Here is a 16,310-nt window from a genome sequence, read left to right on the forward strand (position 1 = left end):
GGTGCTCCTAGCCGGCCGACTCGGCGACGATCTTCCCGGCCTTGATGAGGCCGATCTGGGTCGCGTGGATGCCCACCCCGGAATCGTCGTAGGCGAAGTCGCCGAGCAGGCCGTCGTGCTTGACCGCGCGGATCGCGTCGGCGAGCGGCCGGCCGCCGGCGCCCTTGGTCTGCTTGAGCGCCTCGATGAGGATCTTGGCTCCGTCATAGGCCTTGGCACCGTGCAGTTCGGCGGCCTCGCCGAAGGCGGCCTGGTAGGCGGCCGAGAAGGTCTTGCTCGCCTGGCTCGCGTCGTTGCTGAGGTAGGGCGAGCTGATGACCGAGCCCTCGGCGTTGTCCGCTCCCGCGGTGGTCACGTACACGTCGGTGCCCATGGGGGCGCCGCCCGCCAGGACCGCCTTCAGCCCCAGCTCGCGGGCCTGTTTGGCGATCAGCCCGGACTCGACCTCCTCGGCGCCGACGAACAGTACGTCGGGGTTCTTCTGCCGGATGGCGGTGAGGGAGGCGCTGAAGTCCTTCTGGTCGGGGGTGACGGCCTCGTCGGCGATGGGGGTGACGTTCCTGCTCTTGAGCGCGGCCAGGAACGCGTCGTGCTCGCCCGCGCCGTACGTGCCGTTGTTGCTGATCAGCGCGATCTTCTTGTAGCCCTTGCCGTCGACCAGGTACTTCGCCAAGGTCTCGTCGTAGGTCACGCTGGTCGGCGCGTTGAGGAACAGGAACGGGCTCTTGAGCGCGGCGAGCTTGGGCGACTGTCCCGAGGTGATGTTGGGGATCCCGGCGTCCTTGAGGATGGGCGCCATGGCCAGGGTGACGGCGCTCTCGGCGGTGCCCAGCATGGCGACGTAGCCCTCACCGGCGATCTTCCTGGCCAGGTTCGTGCCGACCGTGGGGTCGCCCTGGTCGTCGAACAGGTCGAGCTGGATCTGCCGCCCGTTGACGCCGCCGGCCTTGTTGGCCTCGTCGACGGCCAGCTTGACGCCCTTGTTCTCCCATTTGCCGAGCGAGCTGAGCTGGCCGCTCTGGGCGTTGATGTTGGCGACCTTGATGGGTCCGGTGGCGTCGGCCTGCTTGCCGGACTGCTGTCCGGGGGCGGAGCAGGCGGTCAGGGTGACGATGAGCGATACGGCGGCGATGGGGAATCTCGCGGGAAACACGGTTCACCTCGTTTGGGGGAGTTCGACATGGCCGTGTAATGCACGAACTAGTACGTTAGTTATACGGCCGGGTGTGACCAGAGGAAATATCGAACGCGCAACGGTTTCAGGCGGGGAAGACGCCCTGGTAGATGTCCTTGATGTTCCAGTGGCCGGGGGCCGGGACCGGCTCGTTGACCATGGGCACGTCGATCACTGCGGGCCGCCGGTCCGCCACCGCCTTGCGCAGTGCCGTACGGAGATCGCCGGGCGCGGCGACCGTGTGCCCATCGGCGCCGCAGGCCCGCGCCAGGGCGGCGAAGTCCGGGCTGTAGGGCCGTCCGGCGGGATCGGTGAAGTCGCAGCCGTGGCTGCGGCCGAAGTGGGCGGACTGCAGGTCGGAGATCGTGCCGTGCGACCGGTTGTTCATCACCACGAAGATCACCGGTGCGCCCAGCTCGACGGCCAGTGGCACGGCGGGGAGCTGGGCGCCCATGCCGCCGTCGCCGATCAGCGCGACGACGGTTCTGTCCGGCTCGGCGAGCTGTGCGCCGACGGCGGCGGCGGGGCCGAAGCCCATGGTGGACGCGCCGCCGGGGGTGATGAACCGGCCCTCGGGCGGCAGTTCGTAGCACTGCGCCACGCCGTTCTTGTTCCAGCCGACGTCGGTGACCAGGATCGTGTCCGGCGGGACCGAGTCGCGCAGGTCGGCCAGGATGCGCTCGGGCCGCAGGGGGAAGTCGTCGCTGCTCCCGCGTTCCCTGCTCGCGCCGAACAGCTCCGACCTGGCCGCGCGGATCCGCTCCCGCAGCGCGGGACGGCTTACCCCCGGGTGTGCCACGGCCGCCGCGGCGATGGCCCTGATCGCCAGAGCGGCATCGGCGACCGCGCCGATCTCCGCCGGGTAGTTGCGGCCGATCTCGGCCGGGTCGAGGTCGATCTGGAGCAGCCTGCCCTTGTCACCGAGCGTCCAGGTGAAGCGCGGGTCCCAGGAGCTCGAGTCGGTCTCGGCGAAGCGGGTGCCCAGCGCCAGCACCACGTCGGCCTCCCGGGCGTAGTCGTTGGTGAGCTCCAGCCCCCAGAACCCGGTCATGCCGAGGACCAGGGGGTGCGCGTCGGGCGCGGTCCCCTTGGCCATCAGCGAGTGGGCGATGGGGATGTCGAACTGCTCGGCCAGGCGGAGCAGCGCGTCGGCGGCCTCGCGCAGGCCGCCGCCCGCGTAGATCAACGGCCGCTCGGCCCCGGCGAGCGCGGCCGCGATCCGCTCGGCGACGTCCGCCGGCAGACCGGGCGGCTCGGCGCCGCTGATGGCCGGGTACGGTTCGGCGGGCCTGGAGAAGACGTCCATGGGCACGTTGACCAGCACCGCGCCCGGCCGGCCCGTCGTCGCCGTCCAGAAGGCGCGCTCCACGGCCCGGCCGAGGTCCTGGGCGCGGTGCACGTTCCACGCCCGCTTGACGAACGGCCTGAAGACGGCCGCCTGGTCGGCGTCGGCGTGCAGGTTGATCTCCTGGTGCGGGTGCCGCCCGTGGTAGTAGGAGGGGACGTCGCCGGAGATCACCACCATCGGCACCGAGTCGAGCGCCGCGGTCAGCACGCCGGTGGTGGCGTTGGTCAGGCCGGGGCCGACGTGGACGAGCAGCACGCCGGGTTTGCCCGACACGCGGGCGTAGCCGTCGGCGGCGTGCGCGGCGGCCTGCTCGTGCCGGGCGATGACGAACCGGATCCGGCTGTCGGCGAGCGCGTCCAGCACGGCGATGTTGGTGTGGCCGCAGGTGCCGAAGACGTGCGTGACGCCGAGGTCCTCCAACTGCCTGACAAGCGCGTGCGCGGAGGTGGCGGTCTCAGGGCGGGTGGTCACTGTTCTCCCCAGATGCTCAGGCCCCGCAGCAGGAGGGTCTTGGTCACGGTGAAGTCCTCGATCATCCAGCGCGGCGACTCGCGGCCGATGCCGGAGTCCTTGACGCCGCCGAAGGGGACGTGGTCGAGGCGGAAGTTCGACGACCCGTTGACCACCAGCCCGCCGACCTCCAGCTCCCGCCAGGCTTGGACGATCCGCCGCACGTCATGCGTGAACAGACCGGCCTGTAAGCCGTACCGGCTGCTGTTGCACGCCTCGATGACCTCGTCGAAGCCGTTGTAGGGCAGCACGGCGACGAGCGCGCCGAACACCTCCTCGCGCACCAGCCGGGCATCGGCGGGCGGCGCGGCGACCACGGTCGGCTCCATGACCGCCCCCGACCGGGCGCCGCCGGTCGTGATCGCGGCGCCCTGGCCGGCCGCCTCGCCGGCCCAGCGGACCACCCGCTCGGCGGCGTCCTCGTCCACCATCGAGCCGACGTCGGTCGCCGGGTCCAGCGGGTCGCCCACGACCAGGGACTTCACCTCGGCGGTCAGCGCGGCCACGAACTCCTCGAACCTGCCGCGCTGGACGTATACCCGCTGCACCGAGATGCAGCTCTGGCCCGAGTTGCTGTAGCCGGTGCGCGCGCAGACCCGCGCCGCCTCGGCCACGTCGGCGTCCTCGCACACGATCGTGGCGGCGTTGCCGCCGAGCTCCAGCAGCACCCGCTTGGGCCCGGCGGCGCGCGCGACGGCGGCGCCGGCGCTCACGCCGCCGGTGAAGCTGACCACGGCGATCTCGGGCGCGGCGCACAGCCGCGCGCCCACGTCGGCTCCGCCGTGCAGCACCTGTACGGCCTCGACCGGCATCCCGGCGTCGAGCAGGATCCGCACCAGCTCCGTCGAGACCGCGGGCGCCTGCGGCGGCGGTTTGACGATCGTGGTGTTGCCCGCGGCGAAGGAGGCCCCGAGCTTGTGCGCCAGCAGGTTCGCCGGGGCGTTGAACGGGGTGATCGCCAGCACGGGACCGGCGGGGGCGCGGCAGGTCAGCGCGGTGTTGCCCACGCCGCGCGCCCAGCCGGCCACCGGCAGCACCTCCCCGCCCAGCGCCCTGGCCTCGGCCGCCGAGACCGACAGCGTGTCGGCCACCCGCAGCACCTCGCCGCGCCCGTCCTTGACCGGCTTGCCGAGCTCGACGGCCAGCAGCCGGGCCAGCTCCTCGCCGCGGGCCGTGACCTCGGCCGCGGCGCGCTCCAGGATCGCGGCCCTGGTCGCCGGGGCCAGCCGCGCCACCGCCCCGGCGGCCGGCCCGGCGTAGGCCAGGGCCCGCGTGATGTCGTCGGGGGTCGCCGTACGGGCCCGGCTGACCGGCCGGCGCAGATAGGGGCCGGTCCGCTCGGCAGCCGGGCCGTCGGTCAGCCACGTCCCGGCGACCAGGCAGCCCGCTTGGTAGATCGCATCCATCTCTACTCCACTAGGTGGTGCATCAGAACCGCACTGTGGACTTGCTCAAAGTATGAGCACATCCCAGTCCGCGCAAGAGGAACCGCGTAGTGGAACGTCTGGACCGTATAATGGACCGAGTGTTAGCGTACGGACCGCATGAGAGGGTGAGCAGGAGTTCACCTTCGACCGACAAGTGAGGACCCGTGCCCGCGAACTTCCCGGCAGAATCCGGCGAGGCCGGTGGCGTGCGCAGCGTTCAGCGAGCGTTCGACATCCTGTCCCTGCTCGGCGAGGATCGGCGGATCCTGACGATCCGCGAGGTCGTCGACGAGACCGGCCTGGCGAAGACGACGGCGCTGCGCCTGCTGCAGACTCTTGAGCACATGGGCCTGCTGTGGGCCGCGCCCAAGGGCTACACCGCAGGGCCCGCCCTGTGGCGGTGGGCGCACCTGGCCCGTAGCGCGTGGGAGCTGCCGCCGGAGACCGTCAAGCTCATGCGCGACCTGGCGGCCCGGCAGCGGGAGACCGTCAACCTCTACGTCGCCAGGGACGTTCACCGGATCTGCATCGCCCAGCAGGAGAGCCCGCAGCCGCTGCGCCACGTGGTGCGGGTCGGCGACGAGCTGCCCATGTGGGCGGGCGCCTCCTCGAAGGTCCTGCTCAGGGACGCGCCGGCGCGCCTCCTGTCGCGGATCGCCCGCTCCTCCCCGTACGGCGAGGCGCACCTGGAGACGCTGCGGCAGTGGATCGACCAGGCGGCCGGCGACGGCCACGCGGTCAGCCACGGCGAGCGCGAACCCGGCCTGTCGGCCGTCGCCGTGCCCGTCACCGGCGCCACGAAAGCGATCGTGGCGGCGCTCACCCTCAGCGGACCGACCGTGCGCTTCACGGACGAGCGCGTGGCGGAGTTCGTCGCGGACCTGAGCGAGGTGGCGGGGCGGATGTCGGAGCGCGGGTTCGACCACCCACTGACTTGACATGGGGAGCCTCAGCGATGGGAGAGCGTGAATGCAGCAGTTGCCACTGGACGGGGTCAAGGTCGTCGATCTGACCAGCGTGCTCGCCGGACCCTATTGCAGCTACCAGCTGATGCTGTTCGGCGCCGAGGTCGTCAAGGTCGAGCTGCCCGGCAGCGGCGACCTGGCCAGGCGCCTCGGCCCTGACGACGAGCTCAACCGGGACCGGATCGGCGCCTCCTTCCTGGCCCAGAACGCGGGCAAGAAGTCGGTGGAGCTCGACCTGAAGAGCCCGGCGGGGCGGGTGGCCTTCGAGGCGATGGTCACCGGCGCCGACGTCCTGCTGGAGAACTTCCGGGCCGGGGTGCTGGCCAGGCTCGGCTACGACCGCGACCGGCTGCGTGAGCTCAACCCGCGGCTGATCTACTGCGCGATCTCCGGCTTCGGCCAGAGCGGCCCGATGAGCGGGGCCCCCGCCTACGACCAGATCATCCAGGGCCTGTCGGGCATGATGAGCGTCACCGGCACCCCCGACACCGTGCCGATGCGCGTCGGCTTCCCGGTCTGCGACACGATCGGCGGGCTGATGGCCGCCATGGCGATCTGCGCCGCGCTCGCCGGACGGCACCGCACCGGCCGCGGTAGCTTCCTCGATCTGTCCATGCTGGAGGCGTCGATCTCGGCAATGGGCTGGACTGTGTCCAACTACCTGGTCAGCGGCGTCGAGCCGGAGCCGATGGGTGACCAGAACGCCACCGCCGCGCCGTCCGGCACATTCGAGACGGCCGACGGGCCGCTCAACGTCGCGGCCAACCAGCAGACGCAGTTCGAGACGCTCTGCCGCCTGATCGGCCGCCCCGAGCTGCCGGCCGACCCGCGCTTCGCCCTCCCCGAGGGGCGCAAGGCCCACCGGAAGGCACTGAACGCCGAGCTCAACGCCGCGCTGCGGGCCAGGACAGCGCTGGAGTGGGAGGAGCTGCTGTCCGGCAACGGCGTGCCCGCGGCCCGCATCCTCACCGTCCCGCAGGCGCTGGCACTCGACCAGCTGCGCCATCGCGGCTTCCTCACCGAGCTGAGCTTCCCCGACGGGACCGACCGCCGCCTGACCGTGACCGGCAACGGCGTGCTCGTGGACGACGAACCGCTGCGCCCCCCGGCCTCCCCACCGCGGCTCGGCGCGCACAACGAGGAGTACGCCCATGAGTGAGGCGGCCGACTGGTGGGGCACCGCAGTCTCCAGGATCGAACCGGACGTCATCGAGCTACGCGGCAGGCCGGTCCAGGAGCTGATCGGCCGGGTGGGGTTCGCGGAGATGGTCTGGCTCATGCTCCGCGGCGACCTGCCCGACCCGCGGCGGGCGGCGCTGCTGGAGGCCGCGCTCGTCTCCTCGGTCGACCACGGCCCGCACGCGCCGTCCATCGCCGTCGCGCGGATGGCGATCACCTGCGGCGTCGGGCTGAACAACGCCGTCGCCACCGGCGTCAACCTGCTGGGCGACGTCCACGGCGGGGCGGGGGAGCAGTGCGTGGAGCTGCTGGAGGAGGCGCTGGCCTGCGGCGACACCGCGGCCACGGTCGCCCGCTGGCGGGCCCGTGACAAATACCTGCCCGGATTCGGGCACCGCTTCCACTCCCGCGACCCGCGCCGTGACCCGCTGCTCGGCCTGGTGGAGCGGGCCGTGGCGGACGGGGTCGTGCCGGGCGGCCACCTGCGGGTGGCCAAGGAGGTCGAGGCGCTGATCAGCCCGGTCCCGATGAACATCGACGGCGCGACCGCCGTCGTCTACGCCGAGCTCGGCTTCCCCGCGCCGCTGGCCAGGGGGCTGTTCGTGCTCGGCCGCAGCGTCGGCATCCTGGCGCACGCCTGGGAGGAGTCGGGGCAGGGGCGGCGCAACAAGGGCCCCCTGCCCCCCTCGATCCGGCCGACGTATCTCGGTCCGCAGACTCCGGGTCCGCAGACTGCGGGTCGGTAGGCGAACAGGTCAGTAGACGACGATCTTCCCGGTGTTCTGCGGGAAGATCGCGTCGTTGTAGAAGTACTCGCCGGGCGTGGCGAACGTGTGCGTGAACGACTGCCCCGGCATCAGCACACCACTGTCGAACTCGTACTCGAAGAACGACACGGCGGCGTGCGCGAAGGCGTTGTCCGCCGGATTGACGAACGTGACGGTCGTCCCCTTGGGCACCCGCAGGTGCTGCGGCGACATGGCGTCCTGGGCGACGGTGTTCTCGGCCGGGCCCGGGCGCTGGTTCGCCGCGTCCCAGACGCGGCCCAGCGTGACCGTCGTGCCGGCGGCGACGGCGGCGGCCCTGATGTCGTTGCGCTTCTTGGGCGGGGCCGGGGCCGGAGCGGGTGCCACTTTGCCGCCGAGCTTGAACGCCCACAGGTGGTCACCACGCGGGATGTCCGGGTACGGCAGCCCGTTTCCGCCCGCCAGGACCGCGATGTACTGCTCGCCGTCGATCTCGTAGCTGATCGGGCTGGTGTGCACCCCGGCGCCGCACTGGAAGCTCCACAGGATCTTCCCGTCGGTGTCGTCCATCGCGTGCAGCACCCCGTCGGGGCCGCCCTGGAACATGACCCGCCCCGCCGTGGTGAGGATGCCGTTGCCGTGCGCGAGAGACCACTCCCTGTCGAGGGTCCACACCGGCTTGTTGGTACGGGGATCGACGGCCGCGATGCCCCCGGCGAAGTACTCGCCCAGCGGGCGCGAGGTGTTGACCCGGCCCTCCCTGCTGTTGGAGAAGCCGGAGTTGATCAGCCCATAGCCGACGTAGATCCAGCCCGTGTGGGGGTTGAACGACAGGTGCGCCCAGTCGGCGCCGCCGCCCGCGCCGGGGAAGATGATCGTCGCCCGGTCCCAGTGCGGCGTGTAGAGGCCGCCCCAGGCGTAGAACGGCACCGGCCTGGTCGCCTTGCCGAACTCCGGCGCCTGGGTGATGAACGGCGCGCCGCCGGGGAACGGCTGCGTCGGCGCGGTCTTCTGGCGTAAGTCCTGGGGCACGGGCCGCTCCGTGACTCCATGGACCGGCTCACCGGTGGCCCGGTCAAGGAAGTAGAACATCCCGGCCTTGCTGCCGTAGACGACGACCTTGCGCACGCCGCGGCCGACCCGTACGTCCACCAGCACCGGCGCCATGACGTTGTCCAGGTCCCAGATGTCGTGGTGCACCGACTGGAAGTGCCACTCGCGCTTGCCCGTCTTGGCGTCGATGGCCACGATCGAGTTGGCGAACAGGTTGTCGCCGCCCCTGCCCGAACCGTCCAGCCGGGGGTAGGAGCCGCCGAACGTCCAGTAGACCAGCCCGAGATCAGGGTCGATCGCGGGGTGGATCCACGGCACCGCGCCGCCGGTCTTCCAGGACTCGCCCTCCCAGGTGTCGTTGCCGAACTGGCCCTCGCCGGGGCACGCCCAGAACGTCCACGCCACCTCGCCGGTGGCCGCCTTCAGGGCGTAGGCGCGGCCACGGGCACCGCCGGTGCTGCCCTGCATGCCGACGTAGATCAGGCCGTCCCAGTAGACGACCGCGCCGGCCAGGGTGCCGGTCAGGCCGCCGCACTGCCCGTTCTGGGGGTCGCAGCCGCCGGTGTCGCCGCCGCCCTCGTCCTCGGTGATGAGCTGCCGCTGCCACACCACCTGGCCGGTGTCCTTGGCCAGGGCGTACACGATGTTGGCGCCGGAGGTGGAGAAGACCAGGCCCTCGCCGAGCGCGACCCCGCGCATGTTGGTCTGCTTGGTGCCGAGGTTCGTCTTCCACTTCAGCGCCCCCGTCCTGCCGTCCACGGCGAAGACGTTCTGCTGGGTCGTCTGGACGTACAGGATGCCGTTCTCCGCGACGCAGGTGCTCTGCTGGGGCGCGGCGATGCTGCCGCCTTCCAGGTTCAGGTGCCAGGCGCCGCCGAGGCGGTCCAGGTTGCGCGCGGTGATCTTCTTGAGCGGCGAGTGGTTGTGGTTGCCGAGGTTGCCGCAGACCTTGGGGAAGTCCTTGCCGACCGCGCCCAAGGCGGCGGACTGCGCCGGAACGTCCTGCTCAGGAACGGCGGCGTCCGGACGAGCGGGTACGGCGGCCAGTGTCGCGGCCGCGCCGAGGAGGAAGTTGCGTCGTTCCACTGGCACCACGCCTTCTTGCGGTCCACTAGATGGACCTATAGATCCGCTTAACGGACGCACAATAGGCCGGTGCAGCGGTGAAGACAAGACCTTGCCGGGCTTCGGTGCGCTGGCTACGCTGTGGAACGATCGATCCACCTGGTGGACTTCGGAGGTGCCCGTGAGACCCCCTACGCTCGTGACCGCCGCCCTTCTGCTGGCGGTCGCCCTGCCCGCCTCAGCCGCCTCCAACGATCCCGCGCAGGCCGGCGGCGTGTGCCGGGGCACCGACGCCCGCTGCTACCACGACTGGGGCAACTTCGACCCGGCCAAGGGCTACCGCCTGCTCGTCTACACGCGTACGGCCGGCCCGCGCCACGCCCACCTGGGCACCGTGCTCGGGCCGGGGCTCAACCCGCCGCTCAACGACGACAACGTGGCCGTGAAAGCCGTGCTCAAGCTGGGTCAGGACAACGGCTTCGCGGTCGACTACACCGAGGACGTCACCCAGCTCGCCTCGGCGCAGAGCCTGCTGAAGTACAACGCGGTGATGTTCCTGAGCACGACCAGGGACGCGCTCGACGACGCGGCGCAGACCGCGCTGCGCCAGTACGTCAGGGCGGGCGGCGGTTTCGTCGGCGTGCACAACGCCTTCGGCACCGAGTACAACTGGCCCTGGTACGAAGGGCTGCTCGGCGAGGCCAACTTCTACGACCACGGCCCCGTCCAGCCCGCCACCGTGCGTACGGTCGACCGGCGCGACGCCTCCACCGCGGGGCTGCCGCCCGCCTGGACGTTCAGCGACGAGTGGTACAACCTGGTCCCGGCCCCCACCCGCGTCCGCGTCCTGGCCCAGGTCGACGAGAGCACCATGCTGAAGGGCACCCGCGGCAACCTCGGCCATCCCGGGCACGGCAGGGACCACCCGGTCTCCTGGTGCCAGTACTACGACGGCGGCAGGTCGTGGGTCACCACGCTCGGCCACGAGGTGCAGGCGTGGACCGGCGACCAGCGCTTCCTCGGCCACCTGACCGGCGGCCTCCGGTCGGCGATGGGCATGGCGCCCTTCTGCCGCTGATCACTTCTGTCGCCGAACGCTTCTTGTCGCTGATCACTTCCGGGCGGTGTGGTGCAGGCCGCGCATGGCCAGCACGTAGCCGTGCACGCCGAACCCCACCACGATGCTCCGCGCGACCGGCGAGATGTAGGAGTGGTGCCGGAACGGCTCGCGCGCGTGCACGTTGGAGATGTGCAGCTCCACCACCGGCAGCTCCACGCCCTCGATGGCGTCGTGCAGGGCCACCGAGGTGTGCGTGTAGGCGCCGGGATTGAACACCGCGCCCACGCACTGCCCGGCCTTGACCTCCGCCCCGGCCTCGTGGATCCAGTCGATCAGCTGCCCCTCGTGGTTGGACTGCCGGAAGCGGAGGTCGAGGCCGAGCCCGGCGGCCTCCTCGCGGCACATCTCCTCGACGTCGGCCAGCGTCGTCGTGCCGTACACCTCCGGCTTGCGGGTGCCGAGCAGGTTGAGGTTGGGGCCGTTGAGAACGTACACGGATGTCACACATGCCTCACTTCGTGATCGTCGCCGCTACACCCGGTGGCGGGCCAGGTGCTCCAGGACCGACTGGTTGGCCTCCCAGCCGTCGGGGAACTTCACCGGCACGCCCAGCCGTACCGGCTCCGCCGACGGATGGGCGTCGAGCAGCTCGGCGATGCCCGCCCTGGCCACCACCACGCACGCGTGCCGGTGCCGCGAGGCCAGCACGCACAGCCGCCCCGACTCCAGGTGGAACGCGGTGGCGTCGCGGCGGCCCGACAGCGGGTGCAGCACGATCGTCACGTCGTACTCGCGGCCCTGCAGCCGGTTGGCGGTGTCGACCGTGATCTCCGGCGGCAGCCCCGCGGCCCTGATCGCCGCCACCTGGTCGCGGTGGGCCGCGCCGACCGCGATCCGGTCGGCGGTCACCGGCCGTTCGCCCTGTTCGGAGCCCGCCACCGCGCCGCGCTGCAGCAGCCGCTCGGCCAGCAGCGCCACCGCCTGCACGGCCTCGCCGTCGGTGCGCACGGTGTGGCGGTTGGGCAGCTCCAGCAGCGCCCAGCCGGAGCGGGCCGCCTCCTCCAGCGCCCGGTCGTGCACGGTTCCCATGCCGCCGGTGGCCAGCTCCAGCCGCCGCTCACCGGCCCCGGTGCCCGACCGGAACCCGGTGAACGGGTAGAACGCCTTCGACACCACCGGCGCGGCCGAGGCGGGCAGCCGCCACGACACCGGCAGCCGGTGCACCGGCAGGTCGGGATTGTGGCGCAGCAGCACCGAGACCGCGCTCTGCAGCGGGTCCCACGACAGGCCGGACCAGCGATCGCCGTCCACGATCGAGAACGGGTCGAGCTGGCCGGGATCGCCCACGAACAGCGCCCGCTCGAACAGCCCGGCGATGCGCAGCAGCTTGTCCGAGCGCATCTGGTATGCCTCGTCCACGATCGCCCACGGCCAGGTACGGCCGGAGATCCACGCCCACTTGTCCGACGTGGCGATCGTGATGTCGGGGTCGCCGAGATCCTGGATCCGCGTACCGACCGTGACACCGGTCAGCTCCAGCAGCCGCAGCGGCGGCACGTAGCCGCTCGCCGACAGACGGCCGACCGTCAGCCGCGGGTGCCGCTCCGAGATCCGGGTCACCAGGTCGTCGACCTGCTCGTTGGTCTGCGCGACGATCATCAGCGGCTCGCCGGTCTCGGCCAGGTGGGCGGCGGCCCGGACGACCAGCGTGGACTTGCCCGCCCCCGGCGGTGAGTCGACCACCACGCCGCGGTTCCTCGGCAGGTCGGCGAGCACGTTCCTGATGACCTGCTCGGGACTGATGGCCTGCTCCGGGCTGGCGTCCTCGCCGGTCACGACCACTCCTCGCGGGCGTCCTCGTCGGTGGGGCGGTATTCGCGCGGCGGGCCGCCGTGCGTCCACGGCGTGGCCTCCGCGTCGGGCAGGCTCGGCGCGCCCTGGAAGTCGTCGGTGAGCGAGGTGTAGCAGACCCGCTCTCCCACCTCGGGCACCGCGCCCGGAGTGGGCGTCTTGCCGCGGCCCATGCCCTTGGTGATCTTCAGGGTGACCAGGCCGTCGCTCGCCTCGACCAGCTGGGCGCCCTGGCCGCGCCGCTGCGGGGTGCCCAGCGTGGTGCCGGGTGCCAGGCGTACGGGATCGTCGGTCTTGACCACCACGAGCGGGCGCAGCTTGCGCGAGCGGCCCTCGCCCTCGAAGTTCTCCGGCTCGGTCTCCACGACCTCGCCCGCGAACGCCTCGCCGGTCAGCCGGTATTCGGCCATGACGAGCGGGTCGTCGTAGGCGCGCTGCACCTCGTAGGCGGCTTGGGCGCGCTCCATGCGCGCCAGCCGCGCGGCGGCGGCGATCGCGCCGTCATGCCGGGCCTGCGGCGGCGCGCCGTCCTCGATCTGCGCGGCCAGGCCGCTGAAGGAGGCGCGGTCCTGCTCCCACCGCTGCGCCACACTGTTGCCCTCGGGCAGGCCGGCGAGCAGATCGATCGCCTGCCACATGAGCCGCCAGGTGGGTTCGAGCTGGGAACGCAGGGCCTCGGTGACGCGTTCGGCCGAGCCCTTCTCGATCGCCGGCGCCAGCACCTCGGCGTCGAACCCCGGATCGGTGACCGGTCCCGCGGGCGGCCAGATCAGCGGATCCTCCGCGTCGTCACTGGGCCCGTCGGTGATCCAGGCGAGCAGCGCGGCCAGGTTCGCGTCCTCCAGGCCGCTCTGCCCGCTCGCCCAGTGCCTGCCCAGCTCGTCGGTCGCGGCGATGGTCAGCGACGACCCCGGATATCCGGCCCGCTCGGCGAACCAGGTCAGCCACCTGCCCAGCAGCGGCACCCCCGTGGGCACCGGGTAGGGCCCGTCGGCCCGGCGAAATCGGGTGGAGCGGCCGAGCAGCCGGGTGAACGCCACCCCCGCCTGGTTCGGCACGATCAACTGCGGCGCGTCGAGCGCCCGCTCGTACGGGTCGGCGTTCTTGCGCTCCACCGTCTCCGTCTCGCGCAGAAAGCCCTGGATGTACGGCAACAGCAGCCCGGCCAGCTCGGCGGCCCAGGCGAAGCGCAGATCACGGTTACGCGGCTGGGTGACCACCAGCAGGCGGGGCTCGGCCCGGTCGGTGCCGAGCATGGCGGCCAGCGGCGCGGCGGCCTCACCGGAGAGCTTGAGCGGGATGAACACCATCGGCCGCGCCGACAGATGGCAGTGCCGGACGGTCGCGATGGGCTGCGCGATGCCCTCGTCGAGGGCCCGCAGCCGGGCGAGCGAGGTGAGCAGGCTCACGTCAGGCACTCTCTGCGCAGGCGTTCGGCGTTGCGCAGGAGCCGGGCGATCTCCTCCTGGCCCGGCGCCGGGTCGCGGGTGCCGTCGGCCAGCCCGAGCGCCTCGCCGACGGAGGCCACGCCGCCCAGCTCGTCGCGTACGTTACGGCCGAGCAGGTCGGAAGCACCCTCCTGCCGGGCCTCGTCGCGGCAGAAGAAGCACAGGTCGCAGGTCGACAGGCAGTCGGGCGCGTAGCGGGCGTCGGAGCGGCGCAGCGCGTCGGCCAGCTCGGCGGCGGACCGGGTCGGCAGCCCGTCCTCACCCGGCTGGAGGTCGAACGTGACCTCGTCGGGCAGGACGTCGAGCAGCCGGTCGAGCCCCGTCATCCGGTCGAGCTGGCGTTCCAGCACGGCCAGCTGCTTGCGCACGTCCACCAGCGTCGCGACGGGCCGGTTGGCGAAGTTCTCCGGGCAGACCAGCACGACCTCGTGCGAGACCCGCAGCGGGTCGTGTCCCAGCTCGTCGAGCAGTCTGCGCAGTGCCAGCACGTACACCGCCGCCTGCCGGGCCGCCGCGGCCACCGCGGCCGGGTCCGCCTGCCCGTCGATCACCGCGAACGACTTGATCTCCACGATGTGGAAGCGCCCGCCGAGCTGGAAGGCCACCACGTCCGGCTCCAGGTAGGCGGCGTGCCCGGCGATCTCCAGGGCGAGCAGCGGATGGTCGTAGACCGTCCCCGCGTCGTGCCCTTCGGCCACCGCCCGGTCGAACAGCGCCCGGGTGTGGGCGTGGCGCAGGTGCGCGCCGACGTTCTCCACGTCGTGGTAGGCCACCTCGGCGATCGGCAGGCCGAGCTGCTCCCGCAGCATGCGCAGCAGCTCCGCGCAGCCGTCGGCCTTCACCAGCGCCTCGAACACGTTCCCGCGGGTGATCGCGAACGGCGACTGGCCGAACGGCGCGGGGAAGCCCAGATGCCGGGCCGCGGCGTCCTTGTCGATCCCGGCGCCGTCCATGAGCGCCCGGCGTGAGCAGCCGGGGTTCGCCGCGAGCGCGGCGATGGCGCGGGCGTCGTGCGGCTTCGGTGGCGTCGTGCCTCGCAGCGCGTCAAGCCGGTTCATCGGCTGCCTCTCGTCTCGCTGTTGCGCGCTCTCACCCAGTGATCCTTTTCTTCGCGACAGTGCTCAGCGTAGCGGCGCCGAACAGCCGCGCTGTGTCACCGAGCTGCGTCGCCGCACGTTCGGCCAGCTCAGCGCGGTCCTGCGTGTCGCGCTCGACGTGCACCGCGAGCTCTGCCCTGGCCGCTTCGATGACCCGATCGGGGTCGGGCGGCCCCAGATCGCCGTCGGCGGCGCCGGGGATGTTGCGCGCCATCCTGGTCAGCAGCCGTGCCCCTCCGGGCTCAATGAGGGCGTCGGTCACCTGCTCGGCCACCGCTATGGCGCAGGTGAGGAAGTCGACGCGGGGGCTGAGCGGGCCGACCATCCGGCGCGCCTGCGGCCACGTACTGGCCGCCAGCAGGCCACGGGCGGGGGAGAGGCGGTCGGTCAGGGCCGCGCACAGGTAGTACGGGCGGCCGTACGGGGAGGACTTGAACGAGCGTTCCTCGTCCCGGCGCAGGCTGGTGAGCTGATTGCTCCTCAGCGTGCCGCCGCAGAACGCCGCGCCCACGGCGACGATCAGCCGTGGCTGGGCACAGGCGCCCAGCAGGAGGAGACCCTGATGCACCTGCTCGCGCACGGTCACCAGCCGCGGCGCCGGGGGCTCGGGTTCGCTGTCTTTCTGATCATCCGCCGGGGCCGTGCTCACCAGGGCGTCCCAGGTGCGTTCGGCGCCGCGCAGCTCGGCGCGCAGGGTCCTGGCGGTGGCCGTGTCCTTGACCCGCATGGCTCTGCGCACACCGGCTCGGAGCTCGTCGATCCGCCTCTCGAGATCGTCCAGCCGGTCACTCATGGCGCGAGCGTAGCAAGAGTTCCAGTATTTCCCAGTATTTTCAGGACATCGAGACGTTCGCGTGATCTACATTGTAAAGGGCGCGGGCCTGGTTCCCCGCCAAGCAGGGCTCACCTCACGCCGTACCGACGATGGCGCACGCACGGCACGGGGGACGTGCGCAGATGCACTGCATGATCGCGTCGAGAACGTCCTGGTCGTGATACAGGCACCGATCATTGCAGGTGTGGCGCGGAACGAACCCCGCCTGGATCTCGTCGGGCCACGGCTCTTCGCCTTCGCGGCAGCGGACGAACTGTTCGGGGTCCTCCGAGTGCAGGCCGTGCATGCGTTCCCGGGCCTGGGTCTCCAGGGTTCGCGTCTCCGCCACCATGGCCTTGAGTTCGGCGGCGAGGTCGGAGTACCTGTCATCGCCGGTTCGTACGTGCGCGGCCCGCAGCGCCATCACCGCATTGCCCAGGAATCGGCCGGCGTCCTGGAGGTCTGTGGTGTGGTGCAGTTGGATGCCGGTCACGCTGCGGACCCATACGGCGTCGTTGTTCATCTGAATGGTGGCGCGGAGACCCGGTCCTTCAGGGCCGGGAGAAAGCGCCA

Annotated in this window: 14 protein-coding genes; 4 read left to right on the top strand and 10 right to left on the bottom strand. The window is 71.7% G+C overall.

What is annotated here, in order from left to right; all coding sequences use genetic code 11:
• Positions 1–7 precede the first annotated feature (7 nt).
• The 3 genes from AB0J16_RS23480 to AB0J16_RS23490 form a co-directional block, all read right to left on the bottom strand.
• Positions 8–1,153: an ABC transporter substrate-binding protein gene (locus tag AB0J16_RS23480; protein WP_358542890.1), complete on the bottom strand. Its 1,146-nt coding sequence runs from the start codon at positions 1,151–1,153 to the stop codon at positions 8–10.
• Between the two features lie 106 nt (positions 1,154–1,259).
• Complete coding sequence (locus tag AB0J16_RS23485; RefSeq protein ID WP_358542892.1) at positions 1,260–2,993, bottom strand: thiamine pyrophosphate-binding protein; 1,734 nt, start codon at positions 2,991–2,993, stop codon at positions 1,260–1,262.
• Positions 2,990–4,438 carry an aldehyde dehydrogenase family protein gene (locus AB0J16_RS23490; protein ID WP_358542895.1) on the bottom strand — a complete coding sequence of 483 codons (1,449 nt, stop codon included), beginning with the start codon at positions 4,436–4,438 and terminating at the stop codon, positions 2,990–2,992. The genes AB0J16_RS23485 and AB0J16_RS23490 overlap by 4 nt, the downstream gene beginning before the upstream one ends.
• 185 nt (positions 4,439–4,623) lie before the next feature.
• On the opposite strand from AB0J16_RS23490, the gene AB0J16_RS23495 reads away from it, so the two are divergent.
• Genes AB0J16_RS23495 through AB0J16_RS23505 form a run of 3 tightly spaced genes read left to right on the top strand, consistent with a single transcriptional unit; the run spans position 4,624 to position 7,349 of the window.
• Positions 4,624–5,397, top strand: coding sequence for an IclR family transcriptional regulator (locus AB0J16_RS23495; RefSeq protein WP_358542897.1), 774 nt, complete (start codon positions 4,624–4,626; stop codon positions 5,395–5,397).
• Between the two features lie 31 nt (positions 5,398–5,428).
• Positions 5,429–6,583: a CoA transferase gene (locus AB0J16_RS23500; protein ID WP_358542899.1), complete on the top strand. Its 1,155-nt coding sequence runs from the start codon at positions 5,429–5,431 to the stop codon at positions 6,581–6,583.
• Positions 6,576–7,349, top strand: a complete 774-nt coding sequence (locus AB0J16_RS23505; RefSeq protein WP_358542901.1) for a citryl-CoA lyase — start codon at positions 6,576–6,578, stop codon at positions 7,347–7,349. The genes AB0J16_RS23500 and AB0J16_RS23505 overlap by 8 nt, the downstream gene beginning before the upstream one ends.
• A gap of 9 nt (positions 7,350–7,358) precedes the next feature.
• Here AB0J16_RS23505 and AB0J16_RS23510 read toward each other — a convergent pair whose 3' ends face one another.
• Complete coding sequence (locus AB0J16_RS23510) at positions 7,359–9,494, bottom strand: PQQ-binding-like beta-propeller repeat protein (protein ID WP_358542903.1); 2,136 nt, start codon at positions 9,492–9,494, stop codon at positions 7,359–7,361.
• 172 nt (positions 9,495–9,666) lie between these two features.
• On the opposite strand from AB0J16_RS23510, the gene AB0J16_RS23515 reads away from it, so the two are divergent.
• On the top strand, positions 9,667–10,545 hold the full coding sequence (locus tag AB0J16_RS23515) for a ThuA domain-containing protein (RefSeq protein ID WP_358542905.1): 879 nt from the start codon (positions 9,667–9,669) through the stop codon (positions 10,543–10,545).
• Positions 10,546–10,578: 33 nt separating this feature from the next.
• Here the strand turns inward: AB0J16_RS23515 and aroQ are convergent, their stop codons facing one another.
• The 6 genes from aroQ to AB0J16_RS23545 form a co-directional block, all read right to left on the bottom strand.
• Positions 10,579–11,031, bottom strand: a complete 453-nt coding sequence (gene aroQ, locus AB0J16_RS23520) for a type II 3-dehydroquinate dehydratase (protein ID WP_358542907.1) — start codon at positions 11,029–11,031, stop codon at positions 10,579–10,581.
• 27 nt (positions 11,032–11,058) lie between these two features.
• Positions 11,059–12,363: an AAA family ATPase gene (locus tag AB0J16_RS23525; protein WP_357953108.1), complete on the bottom strand. Its 1,305-nt coding sequence runs from the start codon at positions 12,361–12,363 to the stop codon at positions 11,059–11,061.
• Complete coding sequence (locus tag AB0J16_RS23530; protein WP_358542909.1) at positions 12,360–13,787, bottom strand: hypothetical protein; 1,428 nt, start codon at positions 13,785–13,787, stop codon at positions 12,360–12,362. Before AB0J16_RS23530 ends, AB0J16_RS23525 begins: the two co-directional genes overlap by 4 nt.
• Positions 13,784–14,884: a hypothetical protein gene (locus AB0J16_RS23535; RefSeq protein WP_358542911.1), complete on the bottom strand. Its 1,101-nt coding sequence runs from the start codon at positions 14,882–14,884 to the stop codon at positions 13,784–13,786. The genes AB0J16_RS23530 and AB0J16_RS23535 overlap by 4 nt, the downstream gene beginning before the upstream one ends.
• A gap of 31 nt (positions 14,885–14,915) precedes the next feature.
• Positions 14,916–15,716 carry a hypothetical protein gene (locus tag AB0J16_RS23540; protein WP_358542914.1) on the bottom strand — a complete coding sequence of 267 codons (801 nt, stop codon included), beginning with the start codon at positions 15,714–15,716 and terminating at the stop codon, positions 14,916–14,918.
• A gap of 115 nt (positions 15,717–15,831) precedes the next feature.
• Positions 15,832–16,260 (bottom strand): hypothetical protein, encoded by a 429-nt coding sequence (locus AB0J16_RS23545; RefSeq protein WP_358542916.1) that lies wholly within the window; start codon positions 16,258–16,260, stop codon positions 15,832–15,834.
• Positions 16,261–16,310 lie beyond the last annotated feature (50 nt).

Origin of the sequence: Nonomuraea sp. NPDC049750 (genome assembly GCF_040659625.1) — a bacterium.
In the GTDB taxonomy this organism is placed as follows: Bacteria; Actinomycetota; Actinomycetes; order Streptosporangiales; family Streptosporangiaceae; genus Nonomuraea.

Coding starts and splice junctions, on each gene's coding strand:
- AB0J16_RS23540 (WP_358542914.1), bottom strand. CDS start 15,716: ATGAGTGACCGGCTGGACGATCTCGAGAGGCGGATCGACGAGCTCCGA.
- AB0J16_RS23505 (WP_358542901.1), top strand. CDS start 6,576: ATGAGTGAGGCGGCCGACTGGTGGGGCACCGCAGTCTCCAGGATCGAA.
- AB0J16_RS23490 (WP_358542895.1), bottom strand. CDS start 4,438: ATGGATGCGATCTACCAAGCGGGCTGCCTGGTCGCCGGGACGTGGCTG.
- AB0J16_RS23545 (WP_358542916.1), bottom strand. CDS start 16,260: ATGAACAACGACGCCGTATGGGTCCGCAGCGTGACCGGCATCCAACTG.
- AB0J16_RS23500 (WP_358542899.1), top strand. CDS start 5,429: ATGCAGCAGTTGCCACTGGACGGGGTCAAGGTCGTCGATCTGACCAGC.
- AB0J16_RS23535 (WP_358542911.1), bottom strand. CDS start 14,884: ATGAACCGGCTTGACGCGCTGCGAGGCACGACGCCACCGAAGCCGCAC.